Annotated in this window: 11 protein-coding genes; 3 read left to right on the plus strand and 8 right to left on the minus strand. The window is 59.0% G+C overall.

All coding sequences use genetic code 11. The features are described from left to right. The first annotated feature begins 2 nt into the window (after nt 1–2). Nucleotides 3–3,203, plus strand: coding sequence for an efflux RND transporter permease subunit (locus GbCGDNIH8_RS06930; RefSeq protein ID WP_072572608.1), 3,201 nt, complete (start codon nt 3–5; stop codon nt 3,201–3,203). Nucleotides 3,204–3,225: 22 nt separating this feature from the next. On the opposite strand, the gene GbCGDNIH8_RS06935 is transcribed toward GbCGDNIH8_RS06930, so the two are convergent. Then, on the minus strand, nt 3,226–5,064 hold the full coding sequence (locus GbCGDNIH8_RS06935) for a glycoside hydrolase family 15 protein (RefSeq protein WP_367593382.1): 1,839 nt from the start codon (nt 5,062–5,064) through the stop codon (nt 3,226–3,228). Nucleotides 5,065–5,391: 327 nt separating this feature from the next. Here GbCGDNIH8_RS06935 and GbCGDNIH8_RS06940 point away from each other — a divergent pair, with 327 nt between their 5' ends. After that, complete coding sequence (locus tag GbCGDNIH8_RS06940) at nt 5,392–7,680, plus strand: DEAD/DEAH box helicase (RefSeq protein ID WP_072572609.1); 2,289 nt, start codon at nt 5,392–5,394, stop codon at nt 7,678–7,680. A 30-nt stretch (nt 7,681–7,710) separates the two neighbouring features. Continuing rightward, nucleotides 7,711–8,952, plus strand: coding sequence for a class I SAM-dependent RNA methyltransferase (locus GbCGDNIH8_RS06945; RefSeq protein WP_072572610.1), 1,242 nt, complete (start codon nt 7,711–7,713; stop codon nt 8,950–8,952). Nucleotides 8,953–8,996: 44 nt separating this feature from the next. Here GbCGDNIH8_RS06945 and GbCGDNIH8_RS06950 read toward each other — a convergent pair whose 3' ends face one another. Genes GbCGDNIH8_RS06950 through sufB form a run of 7 tightly spaced genes read right to left on the minus strand, consistent with a single transcriptional unit; the run spans nt 8,997 to nt 15,171 of the window. After that, on the minus strand, nt 8,997–9,374 hold the full coding sequence (locus GbCGDNIH8_RS06950) for a HesB/IscA family protein (protein WP_072572611.1): 378 nt from the start codon (nt 9,372–9,374) through the stop codon (nt 8,997–8,999). A 38-nt stretch (nt 9,375–9,412) separates the two neighbouring features. Further along, nucleotides 9,413–9,820: an SUF system Fe-S cluster assembly protein gene (locus tag GbCGDNIH8_RS06955; protein ID WP_408874677.1), complete on the minus strand. Its 408-nt coding sequence runs from the start codon at nt 9,818–9,820 to the stop codon at nt 9,413–9,415. 10 nt (nt 9,821–9,830) lie between these two features. Beyond that, complete coding sequence (sufU, locus tag GbCGDNIH8_RS06960; RefSeq protein ID WP_253805625.1) at nt 9,831–10,322, minus strand: Fe-S cluster assembly sulfur transfer protein SufU; 492 nt, start codon at nt 10,320–10,322, stop codon at nt 9,831–9,833. Next, the gene (locus GbCGDNIH8_RS06965; protein WP_172822913.1) at nt 10,319–11,602 is read right to left on the minus strand and encodes an aminotransferase class V-fold PLP-dependent enzyme; all 1,284 of its coding nucleotides are present in this window, start codon (nt 11,600–11,602) and stop codon (nt 10,319–10,321) included. The genes sufU and GbCGDNIH8_RS06965 overlap by 4 nt, the downstream gene beginning before the upstream one ends. Beyond that, nucleotides 11,599–12,924 (minus strand): Fe-S cluster assembly protein SufD, encoded by a 1,326-nt coding sequence (gene sufD, locus GbCGDNIH8_RS06970; protein WP_072572613.1) that lies wholly within the window; start codon nt 12,922–12,924, stop codon nt 11,599–11,601. Before sufD ends, GbCGDNIH8_RS06965 begins: the two co-directional genes overlap by 4 nt. Continuing rightward, nucleotides 12,921–13,670 (minus strand): Fe-S cluster assembly ATPase SufC, encoded by a 750-nt coding sequence (gene sufC / locus GbCGDNIH8_RS06975; RefSeq protein ID WP_072572614.1) that lies wholly within the window; start codon nt 13,668–13,670, stop codon nt 12,921–12,923. The genes sufD and sufC overlap by 4 nt, the downstream gene beginning before the upstream one ends. Nucleotides 13,671–13,674: 4 nt before the next feature. Further along, on the minus strand, nt 13,675–15,171 hold the full coding sequence (gene sufB / locus GbCGDNIH8_RS06980) for a Fe-S cluster assembly protein SufB (protein ID WP_072572615.1): 1,497 nt from the start codon (nt 15,169–15,171) through the stop codon (nt 13,675–13,677).

The following is a 15,171-nucleotide window of genomic DNA, read 5'->3' on the forward strand; positions in this document are numbered from 1 at the left end:
CGATGAATGTCTCCCTGCCCTTCATCCTGCGTCCGGTGGCAACGATCCTGCTTTCCATCGGTATTCTGCTGACCGGGATTATCGCCTATCGTTTTCTGCCGGTTTCCGCGCTGCCCAGTGTCGATCTTCCCGCCATCGTGGTGTTCGTCAATCAGCCCGGTGCCGATCCGGAAACCATGGCAAGCTCCATCGCCGCGCCGCTGGAGCGCAGGCTGGGAGAGATTTCCGGTGTCATGGAGCTGATCTCCACCAACTCCGTGGGTGCCAGCAATATCGTCGTGATTTTCGATCTCGACAGAAGCGTCGATTCTGCCGCGCAGGATGTGCAGGCCGCCATCAATGCCGCCCGTGCTGATCTTCCATCCGATCTTCCGGTCAGCCCCTTCATCCGCAAATTCAATCCTGCTGAGGCGCCGGTGATGATGATCGCGCTGACCTCTGACAGCCATACCATCCGCGAGCTGTACGATCTGGCCGACAGCATGCTCGGACAAAGACTGGCTCAGGTGAATGGCGTCAGTCAGGTACAGATCAATGGTGCGGAAAAACCCGCTGTCCGTATCAGCACCGATCCGATGCGTCTGGCGGCAGCCAGCCTGTCCGGGCAGGATCTGTACAATGTCGTCCGCAACACCAACGTTACCCAGCCAACCGGTGTCATCGAAAACGGCGATGTAAGGCGGGCTATCCTGATCAACGGTCAGATCGATGATGCGGAATCATACCGAAAAGTCGTGCTCAAGGCATCGAATGGCAGCTTTCTACGTCTGGGAGATGTCACCGACATCGTAGATGGCGTGGCGAATACGCGGCTTTCCGCCACCAGTAATGGAAAACCTGCGATCCTGCTGCAGATTTCCAAACAATCAGGCGCCAACGTCATCGAGACCGTTGATGGGGTGAAGAAAATCCTGCCCCAGCTTCGCTCCTGGCTTCCCGGCGATATCAACATGTCGATCGTGGTTGATCGCACCGGCACGATCCGTGCAAGCGTCGATGATGTACAGTTCACATTACTGATCAGTGTGGTGCTGGTTCTGATGGTCGTGTTTGTGTTCATGCGCCGTCTGATGCCGACCATCGCCGCTGCCGTGACTGTGCCACTCTCCATTTCCGGGACGCTGGGGGCCATGTGGCTGCTGGACTACTCGCTCGATAATTTCTCGCTGATGGCCATTACCATCGGGGTCGGGTTCGTGGTCGATGATGCCATCGTCATGATCGAGAATATCGTCCGTCACATGGAAATGGGTAAAAGCCGCCTGCGTGCCGCCATCGATGGCGCCTCCCAGATCGGTTTCACTGTGGTTTCCATCACCCTGTCCCTGCTGGCAGTGTTCATTCCGATCATCTTCATGCCGGGCATCCAGGGGAGGCTGTTCCACGAGTTCGTCATGACGCTGAGTGTCAGCATTGTCATTTCCGCCATCGTATCTCTGACCCTCACCCCGATGCTGATGGGTGTGTTTGGACGACAGGTTCATGCGCTGGAAAATCCCCTGCTACGGCGATGGGATGAGCGCGTGGAACACCTGCTGAACGGGATCGAGCGGCTTTACCTTCGAACGCTTGGCTGGGCGCTGAAACATTCCGTTCTGATGCTGCTCAGCATGCTGCTGACGATTGCCGTCACCATCACGCTGTACCGTGCTATTCCCAAAAGCTTCCTGCCTATTCAGGATACCGGCCTGTTGCAGGGAACCACGATTGCCAGGCCGGATATTTCCTATGCTGCCATGCGCGATCTGCAGCACAGGGCCGAGGCTATCATCCGCGCCGATCCGGCCGTCCTGAATGTGGATGGACGCGTCGGCGTCTCGAACGGCTTCAACGCGCTCAATCGCGGCATGATGTATATTCAGCTGAAGCCGCTGGAGAAACGCCATGTTTCGTCAGAACAGGTGATCGCCAGACTCAGGCCGAAACTCGGCACCATTCTTGGATTGGAGACATTTCTGCACTCATTACAGGATCTGCGTATGGGTGGCAGAGAGGATTCCGGACAGTTTGAATATGTCCTGCAGGCGGATGATATCAGGCAATTGCGCAGCTGGGCGCAGCGTTTACAGAAGCGTCTGCAGAATGTACCCGAGATTGCCGATGTCTCCTCTGATCAGGATCATGCCGGACCAGAAATTGATATCATCATTGATCGTGATACCGCTTCCCGTCTTGGTACCACTGTCAGCGGGATTGATTCCGCGCTGAACAATGCTTTTTCACAGCGACAGATTTCACGCATCTATACTGATCGTAACCAGTATCAGGTGGTGCTTCAGGCCCTGCCCTCGCTCCAGAGCAGCCCGGCTGGGCTGAACACGCTGTATGTTCCTGCCACCAACGTCAATGGCACCGCGGCCCCCGCCACAGCCAGCCGTGCCACGCTTCAGAACGCGACGGGACAGGTTACGCTGGGCAGTGCAGTCGGCGGCACCCAAATCGGCGGTAATCAGGTGCCGTTGATGGCGCTGGCCCATACACAATACACGACCGCCCCACTCTCCATTGATCATGAAGCCGGTTTTCCCTCGGCATCGCTCAGCTTCAACATCAAGCCCGGCATTCCGGTCAGCACTGCCCAGGACGCCGTTCTGGAAGCTGTGCGTTCGCTCGGGATGCCCGCCAGCATACGCGGAGAGTTCGGCGGCAATCTCGCACTGTTCAAAAAAGCCGGGCAGGCCATGCCTTTTCTGCTGATCGGCGCACTGGCAGCCATCTACATCGTGCTGGGTGTTCTGTATGAAAGCCTCATTCAGCCGCTGACGATCCTCTCCACACTGCCTTCGGCGGGGCTGGGTGCGCTGATCGCACTGCTACTCGCAGGGGTTGATCTCTCCCTGATCAGCATTATCGGCATCGTGTTACTGATGGGGATCGTCAAGAAAAACGGCATCATGCTGGTAGATTTCGCACTGGAGCAGCAACGGGATGCCGGGCTGGATGCCGCCAGCGCCATCCGCGAAGCCTGTGCCGAACGGTTCCGCCCGATCCTGATGACAACACTTGCAGCGCTTCTCGGAGCAGTGCCGTTGGCATTTTCATTCGGCACAGGCGCAGAGCTGCGGCAGCCGCTGGGCATTTCTATCATCGGCGGGCTGATAGCCAGTCAGATACTGACGCTCTATACCACGCCGATCATCTATCTGGCACTTGAAAAGCTGGCCAGACGAGGCAGACCGCGCCCGGCCATTGATCCTTCCTGAACCTTGTTTCTCCTTAAAGGATTTATGAGCGCTCCTGACGTTGATAGGCAGGACCGCCATCAGCGATGTTCAGGATCGTCGCGATCAGACCAACATGTGAGAAAGCCTGCGGGAAATTACCGACCTGCCGTTTGCGATGGGGGTCGTATTCTTCGGCAAACAATCCGAGATCACTCTGGATTGCCAGCAGGCGTTCAAGCATTCTGGTCGCTTCATCATGCCGCCCCTGCAAGACGTAATTATCCGCCAGCCAGAAAGTGCATACCAGAAAAGCACCTTCATCGCCGGGCAGGCCATCCGTACCCTCCTCCGTATTATAGCGGTATACAAAGCCATCCTTGAGCAGATTCTGCTCTATCGCCGCCACGGTCCCCACCATACGCGGATCAGTTGCCGGCAGGAATCCGATCAGAGGCAGCACCAGCAGGCTCGCATCCAGCGTATCGCCGCCGAAATACTGCACGAAGCTGTTCATCTCCTTGTTGAAGCCCTCGCGGCAGACCCGCTCATGCACTTCATCACGCAGAGCGCGCCAGTGATCGACTGGCCCCTCCAGCCCGAAATGCTCGGCATTCAGAACCATCCGATCGAAAGCCAGCCAGACCATCGCCTTGGAGAAGGTGAAATGCTGCCGTCCTCCCCGGACCTCCCACAGCCCTTCATCCGGCTCCTGCCATATGGTTTCGAGATATTTGACCAGTGCTTTTTCCAGACTCCAGGAGGAAGCCGGCACTTTCAGCCCTCTCTCCCGTGCCTGGTACAGCGTGTCGATGACTTCTCCGTAGACATCAAGCTGCAGCTGACCGGCAGCCCCATTGCCAATGCGAACCGGAGAGGAATTTTCATACCCGGGCAGCCATGGCACTGACCATTCATCCAGACGGCGTTCACCGGCCAGCCCGTACATGATCTGGATCTGTTCGGCCTTCCCGGCAATGCTGCGATGCAACCAGTCACGCCATTCCTGCGCTTCCTGCCTGTGACCGCCATGCATCAGGGCAAACAGGGTCAGCGTAGAATCCCGCAACCAGCAATAACGGTAATCCCAGTTGCGGCTGCCACCGATTTCTTCCGGCAGTGACGTGGTTGCAGCAGCAACAATTCCACCGGTTGGCGCATAAGTCAGCGCCTTCAACGTGATCAGCGAGCGTTGCATGACATCCCGCCATGGCCCCTCATAGGTGCACTGGCTGCTCCATTCATGCCACCATGCCTCGGTATGCTGAAGCTCCTCCTCGGCATCCAGCCGAACCGGAGGAGACAGATGAGACGGCCCGTAGGACAGGACGAACGGAATTTTCCGGCCCTCTGTCACCGTAAACCGGGCGATGCTGGCCAGATTCTCTCCCTCAATCTCCACCGGCGTTCGCAGCACCGTCATGGCAGGGCCGGCAATGGCGGTGATCCCTTCCTCATCATCCAGGTGCATGACCCACGGAACGGAAATCCCGTAATCGAACCGCAGCACAAGATGCATCTGCATCTCTACCGAGCCTTTTCTGCCCTCCACGATACGGATCAGGGAAGAACCATCGTCCTCCCGGTCCGGGTGCATGGGCATGAAGTCAATCAACGCGACTTCACCGGTATCGGTCGTGAAAACCGTCTCCAATACCAGCGTATCGTCACGATACCGCCTTGTAATGCTTACCTTTTCCGGAGTTTTGCCCAATTCTTCCGGCGCAATGGCCCAGCGACCGTGACGTGCCTGCCCCAACAGGGCGGCAAAACAGGCTGCACCGTCGAATCTGGGCCAGCAGAGCCAGTCAATGGAACCATGACGGCTGACCAGTGCCGCCGTCCGGCAATCACCGATCAGGCCATAATCCTCGATCGCCATGGGAAGATCATCGGGCGTCACAGCGCACCACCTGCTGAAAACGGCATGAAGGGGGTATTTATCAGACGCATCTCTATCTCCTTCTTCTTTCATGCAGTCCTGGCCAACAGAGCTATGACACCCTGTCTGCGGCAGGAAGCACCTAGCCTGCCTCGATATTTCCTCTGACGGCAACGCCCCGCACCAGAGAGCGGGATACTGGGCGGTCTATCGCAACCTTGACTTTCCGAGGCATTTTCCAGATATGAGCGCATCAATACGCATTGTGCGTAATGGCGTTCCCGATCAACGAGACAAATCCCGGCGAAGGCCGGTTTCGGCGGCCGAGAGCGCGCGAAGCAGCATTCAGTGATTGAGATCGCCACGTTGAACGAGCAAGCAGCCGACAAGGCTGAACCGGCCCACCTTCCCGCCGCCGACCAGACGGATCAGGACGTCAGCAAAAAGCGTCCATCCCGCCGGAAAACGGCCGTCGGCAAGGCTGCCATCCCTGCCGATACCAAGGCGGAAAAGCCAGCGCGCAAGCGCGCCGCTTCCAAAGTCGTTGCGGCTGATGATGTACAGCCCGAGACACCGAAGCCACCGACACGCCGTACCAGGGCCGTCAAAAAAGCTGATCCCGTTTCTGTGGTGGAAGCTGTCGCAGAAACCGCCATGGAAACAGCGGTGGAAGAATCCGCACCGCGTGGCAAGCGCCGGGTCTCCCGTGGCAAGGCCACTCCCTTGACGGCTCAGGAATCAACCGCTGTTGAACCAGTTGAGGACACACCCGTCCCGGTTGCGCAACCCGCCTCTGAAACGACAGCAGCAGTAACGGAGGACGCCCCTTCTGCCCGGGTGCGCCGCGCACGTCGTCCAGCCCGCAATACTGCCCGTTCTGCCACGGCGAATGCCTCTCTCAGCAATGAGGCCCCGGCCGATGCTCCATTAGAGCAGGAGGCCACGGGAACCATCCAGCAAGTTCCGTCTGAAGACACTGTCCAGACGGCCGCGCCGGAAGAAGTCGATGATCGTCCGCTTTTTGCCGATCTCGGCCTGTCGGAACCAGTACAGCGCGCCATTACTGAAATGGGCTATCTGCACCCGACCCCGATTCAGGCGCAGGCCATTCCGGTGGTGCTCATGGGCCGTGACGTGCTTGGCTGCGCCCAGACCGGCACCGGCAAGACTGCCAGCTTCACCCTGCCGATGATGGACATCCTGTCCGACCGCCGTGCCCGCGCCCGGATGCCGCGCAGCCTGATTCTGGAACCGACCCGGGAACTGGCCCTTCAGGTGGCCGAGAACTTCGTCAAATACGGCCAGTATCTGAAGCTGAACCATGCCCTGCTGATCGGCGGCGAAAGCATGAACGATCAGCGTGATGTATTGAGCAAGGGCGTGGACGTGCTGATCGCCACGCCGGGCCGCCTGATCGACCTTTTCGACCGCGGTGGTCTGTTGCTGACCGATACACGCATTCTCGTCATCGACGAAGCCGACCGCATGCTGGATATGGGCTTTATCCCGGATGTGGAGCGTATCGTCAGCATGCTGCCGCATAACCGGCAGACGCTGTTCTTCAGCGCCACCATGGCGCCGGAAATCCGCCGTCTGGCCGATGCATTCCTTCAAAACCCGAAGGAAATCACGGTTGCCAAGCCTGCCTCCGTCGCTACCACCATTACCTCCGGGCTGGCTCTGGTCAGCGAAATGGACAAGCGGAAAGCGCTTCGCCATCTCCTGCGACAGGAGAAAGTGCAGAATGCGCTGATCTTCTGTAACCGAAAGCGTGATGTCGATATTCTGACGAAATCCCTGATCAAACACGGGTTTGCCGCCGGTCCGCTACATGGTGATCTGGCACAGAGCCTGCGTTTCGCCACGCTTGAGAAGTTCAAGGCGGGCACTTTGCAGCTTCTGGTCTGCTCCGACGTCGCGGCACGCGGCATCGATATTGGCGGGTTGAGCCATGTGTTCAATTTCGATGTGCCGATTCATGCGGAAGATTACGTGCATCGTATCGGCCGCACTGGTCGTGCCGGACGGGAAGGCGCTGCATTCACGCTGGCTTCACCGGATGACAAATTTGCCGTCGATGCGATCGAGAAGCTGATCAACGCCCCTATCCCCCGTATCGAGATTGAGGGACTGGAACGCGTCGAATGGTCAGAAGAGCCCAATCGCGGCCGTGGTCGCCGTCATAAAAATGGCAAAGGCAGCAAAGGAAATAACCGCTACGGCAACCGGGGACACGACAGCGCAGGAAAAGATCGCGCTTCCGGCGAAGCCCTGGCCAAGTCACAGGCTGAGATCGCACCCGCTGCCGCAGCGGAGGTTGCGACCGCACAGCCTGCGCCAGCACCGGCCCAGCCAACCCAGTCGCAGGATCGTCGCCATCGCTCCCGCAATGACGAGCATGGCCGGCAGAAGCATTCGGGTAGCCAGAACCAGCCGCATGCACAGGGATCGCCTTCCTCCAATGCTGCGGAGGATCGTCGTCAGCAATCCGGTCGTGACCGGCGTCGTGATGATGATCTCGGCCCCTCCGTGCGCGGCTTTGGCGATGATATTCCGGCATTCATGCTGCTGCCGCGCCGGGTTGCCAAAGACATCCGGACCGAAGACACAGCGGACGCTGCCGACGGTCTTTCCTGAGACCGTCCGGCTGCCCCGCATGAGGCATTCATGACAATTGCATTGCGGGTCGCCCGTCTCGGCGCGGAGGCTGATGGAGTTTGCCCGGCTGAAGGGGATCGTCCGACTGTCTACGTTCCTTATGCCCTGGACGGAGAACTGGTTGAGGTTTCCGAAGCAGGCAGGCGCGGTGATGCGCTGATTGGCCAGATTGAGCGCATTCTGGAACCCAGTCCGCATCGTGTGGAGCCGGTCTGTCAGCATTTCGGCGTTTGCGGCGGATGCGCCATGCAGCATGCCGATGATGGCGGACTTGGCTGGAAAGCTGGACAGGTTGCCTCTGCCCTCAAAGCAGTGGATCCGAATGTGTTACCCGCGGCTTTCAGCACATGGCAAAGCCCACCTGCTGTCCGACGCAGGATTGATTTCGCGTTGCGCCGTAACGGCAGAACTGTTCTGGTCGGTCTGCACCGTTTCCGTTCCGCCGAGATTGTCGATATTCAGCACTGCCCGGTGATTGATCCCTCCCTGATGGAGCTGATCGCCGCGCTGCGTATCGTGCTGCCTACTCTCGCTTTGCTGAAACGTGAAGGCAGCGCCGTCGCCAATATGACGGAAAACGGGATTGATCTGCTGCTGCGCACGGATCGCCTCCCTTCTGTTGAGGATCGCACTCTGCTGGCCGCTTTCGCGCATCAGCACGGGCTGGCCCGCATTTCCTGGGCCGAGGGGGAGCGGGGACGCTCCGAAGTACTGTGCCAGTTGCGTGACCCGGTTATTTCATTTAGCGGGCAGAACGTCACAGCCCCTCCCGGCGCCTTTCTTCAGGCCAGCCGCGCCGCTGAAGATGCTATTATGGCCGCCATCGAAGCGGGACTGCCGAAAAAGCGGCGCAAGATCGTCGAATTATTCGCGGGTATTGGTACCTTCACCCTGCGCCTGAAACCCGGCATGGCCTATGAAGGCGACGAAGCAGCCATCGCTGGCGTAAAGCGGGCCGGATTTGGCCAGATCACCCGCAGAGACCTGTTCCGCCAGCCGTTACAAGCCGCCGAGCTGCGCGGGGTGGATGTCGTGATTCTCGATCCACCCCACGCCGGTGCAGCGGCACAATGCGCCACACTGGCACAGGCCAAAGTGCCCAGAATCATCTATGTCAGCTGCAATCCGCATGCCCTGCGGCGGGATGCAGCACTTCTCGCCGGAGCGGGATATAGGCTGGTATCGGCTTCAGTCATCGACCAGTTTCTCTGGTCCACGCAGATTGAAACGGTGGCAGTGTTCAGCCTCTGACCAGACCACTGGTTGCCCATTGGCATGCCAGTTGGGCAACAGGGTCAGACGTGGAAGCTTTCCCCGCAGCCGCAACGGCCTTTTTCATTCGGATTGATAAAGGTGAAACCTGCCTCAAGCTGCTTCACCTGATAATCCATCACCGTGCCGATCAGAAACAGGGTCGCCTTGCGGTCGATCAGGACGGTAACGCCCTTGTCGATCACCACCTCATCCCCATCGCCTTTTTCCTCGACCCAGCTCATATCGTAAGATTTGCCGGAGCATCCCTTGGTGGATACGGCAATCCTCAACAGCCGTCCCTGCTGGCCGGTGGCATAAAGCTGCTGCAACCGCTCTGCGGCTGCGTCGGTCAGGGACATCAAAGGCGGCAAAGCACGACGAGGCGCCGTTCCTGTTGTCTGATTTGTATCGACTGTCATTGCATCATACCCCGTGTCAGACCACCGTTCAGGCTGGCCTAAAACATATTCAGTTGCAGCCTGGCATCTTCGCTCATCCGGCTTGGATCCCATGGCGGATCCCACACCGTTTCGACATGCACGGAGGTCACGCCCGGAACCGCCGCAACAGCATGATGCACCTGTTCAGGCAGTTCCTGTGCGCTCGGGCAGGCCGGGGCGGTCAAGGTCATTTCGACCTTCACCTTGCCATCATCATGGATGTCGATGGCGTAGATCAGGCCAAGCTCGTAGATATTCACCGGTATTTCCGGATCATGCACACTCGCCACTGCAGCGATCACGGCATCTTCGGTCACGGCGGGCCGCGTCTCACCATCCGGCGTCCAGCTGCCATGTGTCGCTGGAGTGGCCGCCGATACGGCCGTGTCATCTGCCGGCGCCATGTCGATCTTTGAATCAGTCATGGTGCGTATTCTATCCTTCATCCAGCTCCAGCGCGGCCGAGAGAGCACGCCAGGGCAGCGTCGCGCATTTGATCCGGGACGGGTACTCATGCACCCCGCCCAGAGGTTGCAGGCGGGTCAGCGCCGCCCGGCAAACCGGACACTCCAGATCAGGCACCTGCCCGCTCCGGACCAGAGCATGAAAGCCCTTCATCACATCGTGCGCCTGCGCACGATTTAAACCCCTCACCGTCTCTGCCATCAGATCCGCAGAGGCGATGCTGATCGCACAGCCTTTGGCTTCAAACCCGATAGCCTCAACGATATCATTCCCATCATCCGGCGTTCCGGTGGCGATAAACACCGTCACCTGATCGCCGCAGAGCGGGTTATCAGCCTCCCTCGACAGCGAGAAAACAGGCAGACGCTGGCCGTGCAGGGGCTTTTTGCCATGACGCAGGATCAGGTCGTGATACAGATCCCTGATGTCATCATCAGCCATGCCAGGCTGCATTGCCGTCATGCCAGAAAATCCCTCACTTTCGTGAGAGTGTCAGCAAAGAAGTCGATTTCGTCACGGGTATTGTACACCCCGAATGTCGCCCGGGCGGTCCCGGAGAGAGACAGGCGACGCATCAATGGCTCCGCGCAATGATGCCCGGCCCGCACCGCAATCCCCTGACGATCCAGCAGCGTCGCCACATCATGCGGATGACCATGATCGAGCACGAAGCTGATCACACCACCACGATCAGCCGCCTGGCCGATAATGCGCAGGCCCTCTATAGCGCTCAGGCGCGCCAATGCATGGCGGGTCAGAGCCTGCTCATGCGCTTCCAGCGCCTCGTAGCCAATCGCCTCCACATAAGCGATCGCGGCTTTCAGGCCGATTGCCTCGATAATGGCTGGGGTGCCGGCCTCGAATTTATGAGGTACCTGCGCCCATGTCGAACGCTCGAAGGTGACGGAGCCGATCATGTCGCCGCCACCCATGAAAGGTGGCATCGCTTCCAGCAATGTACGTTTCGCCCAGAGAACACCGATCCCGGTCGGGCCGTAGAGCTTGTGGCCGGTAAAAACGTAGAAATCCGCATCCAGCGCCGTCACATCCACCCGGCGATGCACCACAGCCTGCGAGCCATCCAGCAGAACTTTCGCACCATGCTTATGCGCAAGGGCAATCACCTCCGCCGCCGGCACATAGGTTCCCAGCACGTTCGACATATGCGTGATCGCGACAAGGCCGACTTTTCCGTCTGACAGAAGATGCGCAAAAGCCGCCATATCCAGCTCGCCAGCATCAGTCACCGGCGCAATACGCAACTCGATACCCGTCTCATCCCGCAGCATCTGCCACGGCACGATATTGGCGTGATGTTCCATTTCGGAAATCAGCACGGCACGGCGGTCACTTTTCGCAAGAATGCCCCGCCCGTAGCTGTGAGCGACGAGGTTGATTGCTTCCGTACTATTACGGGTAAAAACGATTTCCTCCCGCGCTGACGCACCCAGTAAACGGGCCACCGCATCACGGGTTGATTCGTATTCTTCCGTCGTCCGCTCACTCATCCAGTGCAGGCCGCGATGAACATTGGCGTATTGCGTACGCATCGCCTCGCCCATCGCTTCAATCACGCTTGCCGGCTTCTGGGCCGAGGCACCGCTATCCAGAAACACCAGCTTCTTGCCACGGATCGTCTGCGACAGAATGGGAAAATCCTGCCTGATCCGGGCCACATCGAAACCGGCCGGACTGTGTTGCGGCTCCCGCAGCGCGATCTCCCTATCGACGGTCGTATTCATACGGTTTCCGACGCTTCTTCATGCGCCCACCATGCATTGATCGCGCCGTCCAGAATGGCACGGGCCCCTTCATGTGACACGGTATCGATGGCTTCCGCCAGAAAAGCCCGCACAAGGATGGCACGAGCCTGTATTTCCGGAACACCGCGGCTGCGCAGGTAGAACATCTGGTCCGCATCCAGTTCGCCGACCGTCGCGCCGTGGCTGCATTTCACGTCATCCGCGAAAATTTCCAGCTCCGGCTTGGTGTCAATCTCAGCCTCGTCGGACAGCAACAGCGCGGCATTCATCTGATAGCCATCTGTCTTCTGCGCTTCCCGCGTAACCTCGATCTTGCCCTGGAAAACCCCGCGTGAACGGCCTGCCAGCACATTGCGCACGGCCTGCCGCGATGAACATCCCGGCGCGGTGTGACGCACGATGCTGGTGATGTCACCGACCTGCTGATCCCGCAACAACTGGGCGCCATGCACATGCACCGCTCCGCCCTCGCCATCAAGCCTGGCATGGAATTCGGCACGCGCCACCCGACCGCCCATATTCAACACAAAGGCCTCATATCGTCCCCGTGCCGCGACATCAGCGAAAACGGTCGTAATATGGAATGCGCGCTGATCCTCGTTCTGCCAGCGGATATGCTCCAGCACCGCATCCTCAGCCACGCTGATCTGCGTCACCGCATTGTGCAGATAGGTGCCGCGACCACGACAGATTTCTATCAGAGTCAGGCTCGCCCCGCTGCCGAGGCGGATCGTATGGCGCGGATGAAAATCAACCGCCTCCCCTGATATATCAGAGGCCAGATTGACCAGTACGATCGTTCCGGCGGCAATGCCCGGGGCAATGGTCAATACCATGCCATCTTCGGCCAGCATCGTGTTCAATGCCACCAGGGGCACACCATTGCTGCCTGTGCATTCGCCAAACGAGGCCGAATGGCTGAAATGCTCCAGCTGAATCCCGTCGCTGTTTCCCTCCAGCAGAGCGGAGTCAGACAGATCGGGACGAAAACGGCCATCCAGAAAAACCAGGCGGGGCGCACCCATATCCGGCACATCACCGAGTTGACTGTTCGCAGTGCCATCCGTCTGCGTCAGCGGTTCCCGGAAACGAATATCGGCCAGCGGGCGCAGGGACGTATATTTCCACGCCTCCACACGCTGGGTGGGAAGGCCCGCCTGATCGAATACTCCGGCCGCCTCTACGCGAACGGCACCATCACCAGGCAGGCGATCGCGCAATCCCTGAAACCGGGACAGGAACGACACACCCAGCGTTTGCAGGGGTTGAAGCGCGACAGCAGGAGGCTGAACGGCGTTCATGCGGCCTCCTTGATCACGGCGGCATAGCCTTCGCGCTCCAGTTGGCGCGCCAGCTCCGGCCCGCCGGAGCGGATGACCCGGCCCGCGAACAGCACATGCACATGATCAGGTACGATATGATCGAGCAGACGCTGATGATGCGTGATGATCAGCGCGGAGAAATTCGGTCCCCGCAGCGCATTCACGCCATCACCAACGATTTTCAGGGCGTCAATATCCAGGCCGCTATCCGTCTCGTCGAGAATGGCGAGACGCGGACGCAGGATAGACATCTGCAATACCTCATTGCGCTTTTTCTCACCGCCGGAGAAGCCGACATTGACGTTCCGCTTCAGCATGTCATCCGGCATCGACAGACGCTTTGCCTCAGCGCGGGCGAGTTTCAGGAAGGCAGAGGCATCCAGCTCCTCCTCTCCACGCGCACGCCGCACCGCATTCAGCGCAGTGCGCAGGAAGTTCATGTTGTTGACGCCCGGCAACTCGATCGGCGACTGGAAAGCAAGGAACACACCCGCGGCGGCACGCTCCTCCGGCTCCATCTCCAGCAGTTCACGCCCCTCGAACAGGGCGGAGCCGCCCGTCACTTCATAGCCTTCATGCCCGGCCAGAACATAGGACAGGGTGCTTTTACCCGACCCGTTCGGACCCATGATCGCATGGATCTCCCCCTGCGGCACTTGCAGGTCGATGCCCTTGAGGATCGGTTTGTCCTCGATTTTCGCGTGCAGATTCTCGATCTTGAGCATCGTTTTAACCCACCGAACCTTCCAGACTGATGGCCAGGAGTTTCTGTGCCTCCACAGCGAACTCCATGGGCAATTCCTTCAAAACTTCCTTGCAGAAGCCATTGACGATCAGATTGACCGCATCTTCTTCCGACAGGCCCCGGCTGCGGCAGTAGAACAGCTGGTCATCCGCGATTTTGGATGTCGTGGCTTCATGCTCGATCTTTGCCGTCGGATTGCGGCTTTCGATATACGGCACCGTATGCGCACCGCAGAGATCCCCGATCAGAAGGCTGTCACACTGCGTGAAATTACGGGCGTTCTGCGCCTTCGGCATCATCTTGACCAGGCCGCGATAGGTATTGTTCGAATGCCCGGCGCTGATGCCTTTCGACACGATTGTACTGGTCGTGTTAGGGCCGATATGGATCATCTTGGTTCCGGTATCGGCCTGCTGACGATTGGTCGTGACGGCCACAGAGTAAAACTCACCGGTGCTGCCCTCGCCCAGCAGCAGGCAGGATGGATATTTCCATGTAATTGCCGAACCGGTTTCAACCTGTGTCCAGCTGATCTTGCTGCGCGCACCCCGGCAGGCACCACGCTTGGTCACAAAATTGTAGATACCGCCACGGCCTTCGGCATCGCCCGGATACCAGTTCTGCACGGTGCTGTATTTGATCTGCGCATCATCCAGCGCCACCAGTTCCACCACCGCGGCATGAAGCTGATTCTCATCACGCTGAGGTGCCGTGCAGCCTTCCAGATAGCTGACATAGGCCCCGTCCTCCGCGATGATCAGCGTGCGCTCAAACTGACCGGTGTTTTTCGCATTGATGCGGAAATAAGTGGACAGTTCCATCGGGCAGCGCACCCCTTTCGGGATGTAGACAAAGCTGCCATCGGTAAACACAGCGCTGTTCAGGGCTGCATAGAAATTGTCGGAGGCCGGCACCACACTGCCCAGATACTGCCTTACCAGTTCCGGGTGCTCCCGCACCGCTTCGCTGATGGAGCAGAAGATCACGCCGACCTTGGCCAGGCTTTCCCGGAAAGTGGTGGCCACGGAAACACTGTCGAACACCGCATCCACCGCGATACCGGGGGAGGCCGAGGCTGGCAGCGCCTCCGCTCCCTCAACACCGGCCAGAAGCGCCTGCTCCTTCAGCGGAATACCCAGTTTCTCATAGGTGCGCAGCAGTTCGGGGTCGACCTCATCCAGAGTTTTCGGGCCGGGCTTTTTCTTCGGCGCGGCGTAGTAATGCAGATCCTGAAAATCAATCGGTTCATGTGCGATCCGCGCCCATTCCGGCATCTCCATCGTCTTCCAGGCGGCAAATGCCTTGAGACGCCATTCCAGAAGCCATTCCGGCTCTTCCTTGCGGCTGGAAATCAGGCGGATCGTATCCTCGGTCAGGCCCTTCGGGGCCATGTCCATTTCGATCTCGGTTTCCCAACCCCATTTATAGCCGGATTCCGTGACGGATTTGACGGTATCAAGGGTTTCAGCAACGGCTGGCAT

Source organism: Granulibacter bethesdensis (assembly GCF_001889545.1).
Taxonomy (GTDB): domain Bacteria; phylum Pseudomonadota; class Alphaproteobacteria; order Acetobacterales; family Acetobacteraceae; genus Granulibacter; species Granulibacter bethesdensis_B.